The sequence below is a fragment of the Trinickia sp. genome (genome assembly GCF_035492435.1).
Classification (GTDB): Bacteria; Pseudomonadota; Gammaproteobacteria; order Burkholderiales; family Burkholderiaceae; genus Trinickia.
Map to the genome: position 1 here is coordinate 1 of NZ_DATJJF010000185.1, position 10227 is coordinate 10227.

General features: G+C 61.5%; 8 protein-coding genes. 5 read left to right on the forward strand and 3 right to left on the reverse strand.

The annotated features are described in order from the left end of the window. The 3 genes from tssD to VL598_RS13375 form a co-directional block, all read left to right on the forward strand. Positions 1-268, forward strand: a 268-nt coding sequence (tssD, locus tag VL598_RS13365) for a type VI secretion system tube protein TssD (RefSeq protein ID WP_325327210.1), incomplete at its 5' end; no start/stop codon positions are given. Positions 269-285: 17 nt separating this feature from the next. Continuing rightward, complete coding sequence (locus VL598_RS13370; protein WP_325327211.1) at positions 286-804, forward strand: DUF2778 domain-containing protein; 519 nt, start codon at positions 286-288, stop codon at positions 802-804. 477 nt (positions 805-1281) lie between these two features. After that, the gene (locus VL598_RS13375; RefSeq protein ID WP_325327212.1) at positions 1282-3249 is read left to right on the forward strand and encodes a tetratricopeptide repeat protein; all 1968 of its coding nucleotides are present in this window, start codon (positions 1282-1284) and stop codon (positions 3247-3249) included. A gap of 76 nt (positions 3250-3325) precedes the next feature. Here the strand turns inward: VL598_RS13375 and VL598_RS13380 are convergent, their stop codons facing one another. From VL598_RS13380 to uvrC, 3 genes are all read right to left on the reverse strand, one after another. Beyond that, on the reverse strand, positions 3326-4627 hold the full coding sequence (locus tag VL598_RS13380; protein WP_325327213.1) for an MFS transporter: 1302 nt from the start codon (positions 4625-4627) through the stop codon (positions 3326-3328). Between the two features lie 227 nt (positions 4628-4854). Further along, positions 4855-5448 (reverse strand): CDP-diacylglycerol--glycerol-3-phosphate 3-phosphatidyltransferase, encoded by a 594-nt coding sequence (gene pgsA / locus VL598_RS13385; protein ID WP_325327214.1) that lies wholly within the window; start codon positions 5446-5448, stop codon positions 4855-4857. Between the two features lie 99 nt (positions 5449-5547). Beyond that, on the reverse strand, positions 5548-7701 hold the full coding sequence (uvrC, locus tag VL598_RS13390; protein WP_325327215.1) for an excinuclease ABC subunit UvrC: 2154 nt from the start codon (positions 7699-7701) through the stop codon (positions 5548-5550). 246 nt (positions 7702-7947) lie between these two features. On the opposite strand from uvrC, the gene earP reads away from it, so the two are divergent. Together earP and efp are read left to right on the forward strand one after the other, a co-directional pair. Continuing rightward, a complete protein-coding gene (gene earP / locus VL598_RS13395; protein ID WP_325327216.1) occupies positions 7948-9177 on the forward strand; it encodes an elongation factor P maturation arginine rhamnosyltransferase EarP in 1230 nt (409 codons plus the stop codon). Positions 9178-9224: 47 nt separating this feature from the next. After that, positions 9225-9782: an elongation factor P gene (gene efp, locus VL598_RS13400; protein ID WP_325327217.1), complete on the forward strand. Its 558-nt coding sequence runs from the start codon at positions 9225-9227 to the stop codon at positions 9780-9782. Positions 9783-10227: the final 445 nt, after the last annotated feature.

The following is a 10227-nucleotide window of genomic DNA, read 5'->3' on the forward strand; positions in this document are numbered from 1 at the left end:
TTACAAGGCCGTCGCTAAAGGGCAGACCCTGCAATCTGCGGAACTGAAGTGGTACAGGATTAACAACGCAGGGCAGGAACAGGTGTATTTCATCATGCTACTGGAAGGCGTGAAAATCACTGGCATCAACCCAGGGATGACTAACACAAAGCTGGTCGAAATGTCGGCTCTCAACCATGCTGAGTCCGTTTCCATGATGTATGAGCGCATCACCTGGCATTACACGGACGGCAACATCAAGTACACAGATACCTGGGACGAGCGATAATTTCGGGGGGATGTTCGATGGCCTTGCAAGGAAAATTTCTAGTCAATAACGAGAGATTTTCTCCGTTGACCATTTGTGGAGTTGGTTCTTTTTTAGCATTCTCTGGTAACGAGATTTACCGAAATCGTGGTGGATGCACCGCACTCAAGAATGATGGCCCCATACCTGCTGGACGCTACTGGATAGTTGATCGTCCATCGGGCGGGATCGGTTCACGCATAAGAATGTGGGCGACGGATACCGCCAATTCAATAATACGCACGCCCACCAACCATGGTGAATGGTTTGCGCTATATCGTGATGACGGCAAGATTGATGATTACACATGGGTGAATGGAGTTGAGCGAGGCAATTTTCGATTGCATCCGATCGGCGGATCTGGGTTGTCATTAGGCTGCATCACTGTGCAGAATATTTCTGACTTCCAGACTATTCGACGCGCACTGTTAAACACAAGCACCGTGCCGATTCAAAATACAAACCTACACGCGTTCGGCGTCATTGAGGTGATCGTCAATGGCAACACTTGTCCATAGCTTATTAATAAGAGCGTTTAAGATTACCCTATTCCTTTGCCTGTTTGTTCTGTCGATGCGATTCATTCATACTTACCCACTACCAATGCCACCTGAGCATCAACATCAATTGTTCGTGATTTCAAGAAAATTGAACATCCGCGACCCTGAGGATCTTTACCTTTCAACACTGGCGATTGTTAATCTGGTCGCTGCCACCATCGAGTACAGATTAATCATGAAGCTGTGGCGGAAGATACAAGGAACGTGGAGGCACACGGCGGAATCGCGGTAATCACGATGTCGGTCTTGGCTGGCCGCTTCACTTTGAGGGCGTACGAGACACCCTTTTCGCGCAGCCGGATCGATGGTCACCCGCCCGTCCCCCTCTCGTTCGGTCACGCCGCGCCTGTCCCTTTTGGCCGACCGCAAGCCACTTTTTCGGTGCACCCCTACGAGTATGGGACAATGCCCGGTTTGCCGATCTTCCCAGCGGTCATGGATTCCCTTTTCGCCCGCGCCTATGCGGCGCATCGTGACGGACGGCTCGTCGAGGCCGAGCGCGACTATTGCGCAACAATCGATGCCGAACCTGCTCACGCCGATGCCCTGCACCTGCTCGGCGTATTGCGACATCAGCAAGGCCGCCATGCCGAAGCGGCCGAACTCGTCGGCCGCGCGATCCAAGTGCGTCCGAACGACGCCGGGCTGCACTTGAACCTCGGCAACGCGCTCAAGGCACTCGGCCAACTCGACGGCGCGATCGAGCGTTTTCGGAACGCGCTCACGCTGGCCCCCGAATTTCCGCTTGCGCATTACAACCTCGGCAACGCCTATGCTGCCGCTGGGCGCCATGCTGACGCGGTGGATGCTTTCCGGCGCTCGCTGCGTCTTTTGCCCAACGATGCGTCGATCTGGAACAACTTTGGCAACTCGCTGCACGCGATCGGCCGTCATCAGGAAGCCATCGATGCGTTCACGCGCGCGCTCAGGGTGCGGCCGCGTCATGCGGGCGCGCATAACAATCTCGGCATGGCGCTTGCCGCGCTGGGCCGCGCCGAGGAAGCGATCGGTCACTTTCGCGACGCCCTCGCAGCCGAGCCACGCTTCATCGCCGCGCACTTCAATCTCGGCAACGCACTCGACGCGGTCGGACAGCACGCGCAAGCCGTGGCGGCCTTCGAAGCGGCGCTCGCCCTGCATGCACCGTTTCCGCCCGCGCTTCTGGGCCTCGGCAATGCGCTTGCCGCGACCGGCCGGCATGCCGAGGCGATCAGCGCACTCGAGCGTGCGGTCGGGCTCGATCCGCATCTGAGCTTGGCGTGGCTGAGTCTCGGCAACGCGCATCACGCGCTCGGCGCGCACGAGGCAGCCCTGCGCGCCTATGACCAGGCATTACGGCTGCGCCCCGATCTGGCCTCGGCCCGGCTCAATCGTGCGCTCACACTGCTCGCGCTCGGCGACTTCCGCCGCGGCTTGCCCGGTTACGAAGCGCGGCTCGATTTCGCCCAAGCCACACGCACACCAGACGAGGATCGACCAGCCGGTTCCACCGGCCATGAAAAGCCAGCAGACGCAATCGACGCTACCGCCGCTGTCGCTGATATCGCCAATCCACTGCCGCGCTGGCACGGAGAGCCGCTTGCCGACGGCACGCTATGCGTGATCTCGGAGCAAGGTTTCGGCGACACGCTGCAATTCATGCGTTTCGTGCCGCTCGCGCGCGAGCGCGTCGGCCGCCTCGTGTTTGCGGTACAGGGCGAGTTGTTGCCGCTCATCGCGCCGCTTGCTCAGGCTTGGCAGGTTGCCGTCGTCGAGCGCGGTAGCCGCATAGATGCCGACATGCACTGCCCGCTGCTGAGCTTGCCGCTTGCGCTCGGCACGACCGCGGACGAATTGCCGGCGCAAAAACGCTACGTCGATGTGCCCGCGGCCTACCGCCGCCAATGGCGTGGCTCGCTGGGTGGGCACGCAAAGCGCAAGGTGGGGCTCGCGTGGTCTGGGCGCATCCAACAGCACGAAACGCGCGCGATGGCGCTATCGGCACTCGGGCCACTTTTCGCGCTTGCCGGCGTCGACTGGATCGTCCTGCAGCCCAACTTGAACGACGACGACAAGCGCGAACTCGATTTGCTGGCCCGATCGGTATCGATCCACCGATTCGACGCGCATATCCGCGATTTCGCCGACACCGCCGCGATCGTGGATCGTCTCGATGCCGTCGTCTCGATTGACACGTCGGTCGCGCATCTGGCCGGCGCGCTCGGCAAGCCGCTTTTTCTGATGTTGCCGTTCGCCGCGGATTGGCGCTGGTTCCTGGAGCAGGATCAAAGCCCGTGGTACCCGAGCGCACGCCTCATCAGACAGCGTGCGCCCGGTGCTTGGGGCGAGGTCGTCCAGGCCGTGGTCCAGCTGCTCGAAGGCGAACTGGGCGTCGCCCCGCTTGCGCCGCCTTCTGGCTCCTGACCGATACGGCGCCGCCTGCGCTGCGCAAGGTGGCGCCGTCAAAAAAAGCACAGAAGCGCGGGCTGTCGATCCAGCCTTACAGCGCAGCCTTGTACTGGTTGCGCGCTTGCGGCGTGCGGTAAAGCACGAGCGTCGCGATTAAACCGCAGATTGCGGCAATGCCCATCCAGACGCCGGGGGCCGCCTTGTTGCCCGTCTCGTGTATCAGCAGCATCGAGATGGCCGGCGTAAAACCGCCAATTGTGGTGGCCAGGCTATAAGCCAGCGAAAAACCCGCCGTGCGCACGTTCGCGGGCATGATCTCCGTGAGCGCCACCACCATTGCACCGTTGTAGCTGCCATAGAGAAACGACAGCCAAAGCTCGACTCCGAGCAGCCGCATGAACGAGGGTGCGGCGACGAGCCACTGCATGGCCGGGTAGGCCGTCAGGATGGTGAGGATCGTGAAGACGAGCAGCACCGGGCGGCGGCCGATGCGATCTGAAAGCGCGCCCATGACGGGCAACCAGACGAAATTGGATACGCCGATGCAGACGGTCACCAGCAGCGAATCCATCGACGAGAGCTTCAGCACTTCCTTGCCGAAAGTCGGCGTGTAGGCCGTGATCATGTAGAACGACACCGTCGTCATGATCACCAATCCCATACCACCGAGCACGATGCCCCAGTTCTGCGCGAGCGATACAAAAATCTCGCGAATCGACGGGCGATGCCGTTTGGCGAGAAACTCGTCGGTCTCCTGCAGCGATCGGCGGATGAAAAACAAAAACGGGAAGATGAGGCAGCCGATCAGGAATGGCACGCGCCAGCCCCACGCCGACATCTGCTCGGGCGGCAACAGCTTGCTGAGAAACACGCCGATGAGCGCGGCAAAGACGACAGCCACCTGCTGACTCGCCGACTGCCACGAACAATAAAAGCCCTTGCGGCCCTTCGTTGCGATTTCCGAGAGATAGACGGACACACCACCCAGTTCCACGCCGGCCGAAAAGCCCTGCAACAGCCGGCCAAGGAGCACGAGTGCGGGGGCGACGAAACCGATCGTCGCGTAGCCGGGGACGGCCGCGACCATCAAGGTACCCACCGCCATCAGCGACAGCGTGAGAATGAGGCCGCGGCGACGCCCATGGTGGTCGATATACGCGCCGAGCACGAGCGCGCCGAGCGGACGCATCATGAAACCCGCGCCGAACACCGAGAGCGAAAGCATGAGCGAAAGAAAATCGTTACCGCTCGGAAAGTAGGTCTTCGCGATCGCTGAGGCGTAATAGCCGTAGACCATGAAGTCGTACATTTCGAGAAAGTTGCCGCTGACCACCCGAAAGACGGTGCGGGCTTTCGATTCGCTGTTCGAAGCGGGGGACAAACTCGTCGACATGACGCTCTCCGAAAGGGGAGCCGTACAAAGGCACGGATAAGAGGACAGAAAGCTAGCCCTGCAACCGGGAGAGACAATCAGCCGCAGGTGAAACGCAAGCCGACATCCTACTGAACGTGAGGAGTGCCTGCATTGGGGTTGCACCCTACGGCGGCAGAACAGAACCCGATATCCGAAAATTCGCAGGGTTGCCGCCCCAAACCCGGACAGGCAAACCCCGAAAGGCCCTAAGCGCGTCCGCGCTCACGGATCTGCGGCCAAGCCACCTTCATGTAATAAAGCATGGACCAGACAGTCAGAATGGCGGCCACGTAGATGAGCCATAGCCCCCAAATGCGCGTATCGATTGCGAAGCTCTGCGGTACAAAAGGCAGGCGCCCGTAATACAGCAGCATGGGAATGGCGATCATCTGGCAAGCCGTCTTGAACTTGCCGAGCCGGTTCACGGCCACGCTCTTCGACGCCCCGATATGTGCCATCCATTCGCGCAGTGCCGAAATCGCAATCTCGCGACCGACGATGACGAGCGCGATGGCCGCCCCGATCCGCGCGAGCTGCACCAGGACCAGCAACGCGGCGGTGACCATCAGCTTGTCCGCAACGGGATCGAGAAAGGCGCCGAATGCCGAGGTCTGGTTCCACTTGCGTGCGAGATAACCGTCGAACCAGTCGGTGAGCGCGGCCAGCATGAAGATGGCGCACGCGACGATGTTGCGATAGACCTCGCCCATCATGGCGTCGGGCAAATAGAACACGCCCACGATCAGCGGAATCAGGACGATCCGCAGCCATGTCAGAAAGATCGGAAAATTGAACGGCATGAGCGGATGTTTGGACGGCTGAGCGGGATCGGAGATGGGTGCAAGGAGTCGCCATTGTGCCGCGTCAGCGCACCCGCCACAAGCCGATGGCCAACACGGTCAGTGAAGCTGTCGATAAATTTGCTCGGCGAGCTGCCGCGAAACGCCTTCGACGCTGGCCAATTCTTCGACACTCGCCGCCACGACGCCACGCAAACCGCCGAAACGCGCAAGCAAACGCTGACGGCGCTTGGCGCCCACGCCGTCGAGTTCCTCGAGCCGGGAGGTCTGCCGCGCCTTGGCCCGCTTTGCGCGCATGCCCGTGATCGCAAAACGGTGCGCCTCGTCGCGGATCTGAGCAACCAGCATGAGCGCAGCGCTTTCCTTGCCAAGCTCGAGCGCCGTGCGGCCGTCCGCAAAGACGAGGGTCTCGAGCCCCACTTTGCGGCCCTCGCCCTTGGCAACCCCGACGAGGATCGAAGGATCGAGCCCGACTTCTTCGAACACCTGCCGGGCGATTTCCACCTGCCCTTTACCGCCGTCGATAAGCACGATGCTCGGCATCATGGTGTCAGCGGCGGGCTCTCCGCCACCGGCACCGTCGCCCTCGCCGGCATTGCCGGCCGCCGACTGGACGAGCTTCTCGTAGCGGCGAGTCAGGACCTGCCGCATGGCCGCATAGTCGTCCCCGGGGGTGATGCCCGAGATGTTGTAGCGGCGATACTCGCCCGACTGCATCTTGTGGTCACGATAGACGACGCAGGAAGCCTGCGTCGCCTCGCCCATCGTATGGCTGATATCGAAGCACTCGATGCGCAAGCGGGCGAGGTCGTCGGATTCGAAGCCGAGCGTTTCCGCGAGCGCACGCGTGCGGCCCTGTTGCGAGCCCTGCTCCGAAAGCAACCGCGCAAGCGCGAGTCTTGCATTGTGTTCCGCCATGCCGAGCCAGACACGCTTTTGCCCCTGGGGCTGGCGCACGATCGTCACCTTATGCCCGGCCTGTTCGGACAGCAGTTCGACAAGCTCGCGGCTCGACGGTGCGTGGCTGACGACAAGCACCGGCGGAATACGATTGCCCAGGTAATGCTGTGCGATGAACGCCTCGAGGACGTCGGCTTCGATACCGGGCAGTGGCGCTAGAGCGGTCTGCGCGTCCTCTGGCTGCCCGGGGGCAGCGCTTTCGGATGCAGCGTCGTTGGGCACCACACGTTCCAGTGCCACACCATTCTGCCGAGCTTCCTGCGCCGCAGCGCCTTCAACCGCACTTCGTTCAATGGCACCGCTTGGCGCCCCACCCATTTCAGCCGCAAGCCCGCCGACAGCGCCCACGCCCTCTCCGGCTTCTTCCGGCGCGGCATCCTCGAGGCCCACCTCCTCGCCTGCGATGGCACTATCGACGTGGGTCGGAAAGTGCGCCTTGTCGCCAAGGTGCCGGCCGCCGCGGACCATCGCGAGGTTGACGCAGACACGGCCACCTTGTGCCACTACGGCGAGAATGTCCACGTCGCTGTCGCCGCCTACGTCGATCGCCTGCTGATGCAGCACGCTCGAGAGCGCGCTCATCTGATTGCGCACGGCGGCGGCCTGTTCGAACTTGAGCTCCCCGGCGAACGCGTGCATTTTCGCCTCGAGTTCCTTCATCACCTCGTTTTGCCTGCCGAGCAGAAAGCGTGAGGCGTTATCGACGTCGCGCGCGTAATCGTCCTCGTCGATCGCGCCGACGCAAGGCGCCGTGCAACGCCCGATCTGGTGAAGCAGGCACGGCCGCGTGCGGTTGTTGAAGACCGAGTCTTCGCAGGTGCGCAGCTGGAACACCCGCTGCAAAATTTGAATGCTTTCGCGCACGGCCCCGGCGCTCGGAAAGGGGCCGAAGTACTGGTTGCGCCGGTCCACGGCGCCGCGGTAATACGCCATGCGCGCAAACCGGTGGCCCGTGAGCTTCAGATACGGATAGGACTTGTCGTCGCGAAAGAGGATGTTATAGCGGGGCGCCAGCGCCTTGATGAGGTTGTTCTCGAGCAGTAACGCCTCGGCCTCCGAGCGCGTGACAGTCGTCTCAATGCGGACGATCCGCGTCACCATCATCGCGATGCGCGGCGAGAGCTGCGTCTTCGTGAAATAGCTCGACACGCGCTTTTTGAGATTGCGCGCCTTGCCGACGTAGAGGACCTCGTCACGCTTGTCGTAGTACCGGTAGACACCGGGAAGATGCGGCAGCTGAGCGAGGACCTGTTTTGGGTCGAAGACAGATTCGGGAGCTTGCGGTTCGGTCATGCGGGTCAGGGCGATGCACACGCGCGATACGACTCGGTGCGTCGCATGCGGGCAAGCGTGCTTTAGAATCGCCAGTTTAGAACATTTGCCCGTGGCTTTTAGCGCTGTTGCTACGCGCCACATGCAACGCTGCGTGCCGCACTCCAGCCATTCGCCCCACTCCGGGCCCCTTGGCGCAGCCGCCGATGCTGGCGCGGCGCTTGCCCCCATTGCCTCGCAAGCCTCGCCGGCTGCGCCGGACGCCTTATGCCCTTGACCCCATCTGCAACATCGGCCACGGTGGCCCCGCCCATCGCCTGTGACATTTTTTGCGCCGTCATCGACAATTTCGGCGACGTCGGCGTCTGCTGGCGCCTCGCGCGCCAATTTGCCGATGAAGAGGGCTGGCAGGTACGCCTCTTCGTCGACGATTTGCGCACGTTCGCACGGCTTGAACCAGCCGTAGCCGTGGAGCGCGACCGCCAGAGGGTCGGCGGCGTGACGATCGAGCATTGGCGCGAGCCCGCGCACGCGGGCGAGACGATCGATGTCGCCGATGTCGTCATCGAAGCGTTCGCGTGCGAGCTCCCGAGCGCCTACATCGCCGCAATGGCGCGGCGCGAGCGCATGCCCGTCTGGGTGAACCTCGAATATCTGAGCGCAGAGGATTGGGTCGTCGACTTTCATAAGCGGCCGTCGCCGCACCCGCGCTACCCGCTCACCAAGACATTCTTCTTCCCGGGGCTTGCCTGCGGCAGCGGTGGCGTCCTGAAAGAACGCGGACTGGACGCGGCGCGCGAAGCGTTCGAGCGCTCGCCGAGCGCACGGGCGGCGTGGTGGCAACAAGCAACGGGCGCGCCCCCGCCCGATGCGAATGCGACCGTGATATCACTGTTCTCCTACGAAAACCCGGCCGTCGACAGCCTGCTCACGCAGTGGCGCGATGCGCCTGAGCCGGTCGTGCTGCTTGTGCCGGAGGGGCGCATCTCCGGTGCCGTCGCCCGGTTTTTTGGGTTGCCTTCGTTCAAAGCCGGAGCGCGTAACGGGACGGACGGGACGGGCGGGACGGACGGCGAGCCGCTTGCCGAGTGCGGCAGTCTGCGTGCCTATGCCCTCGCCTTCGCGCCGCAAAGCCAATTCGACACGTTGCTGTGGGCGAGCCATTTGAACTTCGTGCGCGGCGAGGATTCATTCGTGCGCGCGCAATGGGCGCGACGGCCATTCGTCTGGCATATCTACCCGCAGGCCGATGAAGCGCACCTGCCGAAGCTGGATGCGGCGCTCGCGCACTATGCAGCGAAGCTGCCCACCCCGGCGCAGCAGGCGATGGTGCGGTTCTGGCATGCCTGGAACGGTGTGGGAACACCGGACTGGCGCGATTTCTGGTCGCATCGCGCGGCCTACGAGGCACGCGCCGCGTCATGGGCGGACGAGCTCGCCTCGCTCGGCAATCTGGCCGACAACCTAGCGCAATTCGCAAAAGGCCAGTTAAAATAAGCGGTTATCTGCAACGGCAGACCTCACTCGCAAGGGACAGTTTTTTTATGAAAATCGCACAGGAACTCCGCACTGGCAACGTCGTGATGATCGGCAGCGATGCCATGGTTGTGCAGAAAGCCGAGTACAACAAATCGGGCCGCAATGCCGCCGTCGTCAAAATGAAGTTCAAGAACCTGCTGACGGGTGCGGGCAGCGAATCTGTGTACAAGGCTGACGACAAATTCGACGTCGTGGTGCTCGAGCGCCGGGAAGTGACTTACTCGTACTTTGCTGACCCGATGTACGTGTTCATGGATGCCGACTACAACCAGTACGAAGTCGAACAGGAGATGATGGGCGACGCCCTTCACTATCTCGAAGACGGCATGGCCTGCGAAGTGGTCTTCTACAACGAAAAGGCGATTTCGGTCGAGCTGCCGACTACACTCGTGCGCGAGATCACCTATACGGAGCCGGCCGTGAAGGGTGATACTTCGTCGGGCAAGGTGCTGAAGAACGCGAAAATCAATACCGGCTTCGAGCTGCAAGTGCCGCTCTTTTGCAATATCGGCGACAAGATCGAGATCGATACGCGTACGCACGAGTACCGCAGCCGCGCCTGACGAGCCGTGTCAGCGCCCAGGCAGAGCGGCGCCGGCCAAATATGCGAGCGCCCCTTTAGTTATTCCCCCTAACCGCGGATACATAGTTAGGCTGGAATTAGCTGGTTTTGTACTCGGCACCCCTCCTTGAGGGGTGTTTTTTTGCCTTGAGATTTTCAAAGCCATACCCTATTAAAGCATCGTATGTACTAGGGTCGCAACTTTAAGTATCATGAGCGATGTTGTCGAGTGGCTGGCTTTCTTTGAAAGCCGAGTAGCTTGGGCGGAGGTGGCGAAGTGCCGAGGGTTGATGAAATGGAGTTGCAACGTTGGCGAGCACTACCCGCCGCTCTATTGATTTCACGCCTGGCCGCCCATGCCAAGCGCGACACCACCTTTGTTCCTATCAAGGGAAATGGAACGGAGCGTTGGCACGGAAATATCAACGGTCGGGAGTACGAGTTCA

Coding starts and splice junctions, on each gene's coding strand:
- VL598_RS13370 (WP_325327211.1), top strand. CDS start 286: ATGGCCTTGCAAGGAAAATTTCTAGTCAATAACGAGAGATTTTCTCCG.
- VL598_RS13375 (WP_325327212.1), top strand. CDS start 1,282: ATGGATTCCCTTTTCGCCCGCGCCTATGCGGCGCATCGTGACGGACGG.
- VL598_RS13380 (WP_325327213.1), bottom strand. CDS start 4,627: ATGTCGACGAGTTTGTCCCCCGCTTCGAACAGCGAATCGAAAGCCCGC.
- pgsA (WP_325327214.1), bottom strand. CDS start 5,448: ATGCCGTTCAATTTTCCGATCTTTCTGACATGGCTGCGGATCGTCCTG.
- uvrC (WP_325327215.1), bottom strand. CDS start 7,701: ATGACCGAACCGCAAGCTCCCGAATCTGTCTTCGACCCAAAACAGGTC.
- earP (WP_325327216.1), top strand. CDS start 7,948: ATGCCCTTGACCCCATCTGCAACATCGGCCACGGTGGCCCCGCCCATC.
- efp (WP_325327217.1), top strand. CDS start 9,225: ATGAAAATCGCACAGGAACTCCGCACTGGCAACGTCGTGATGATCGGC.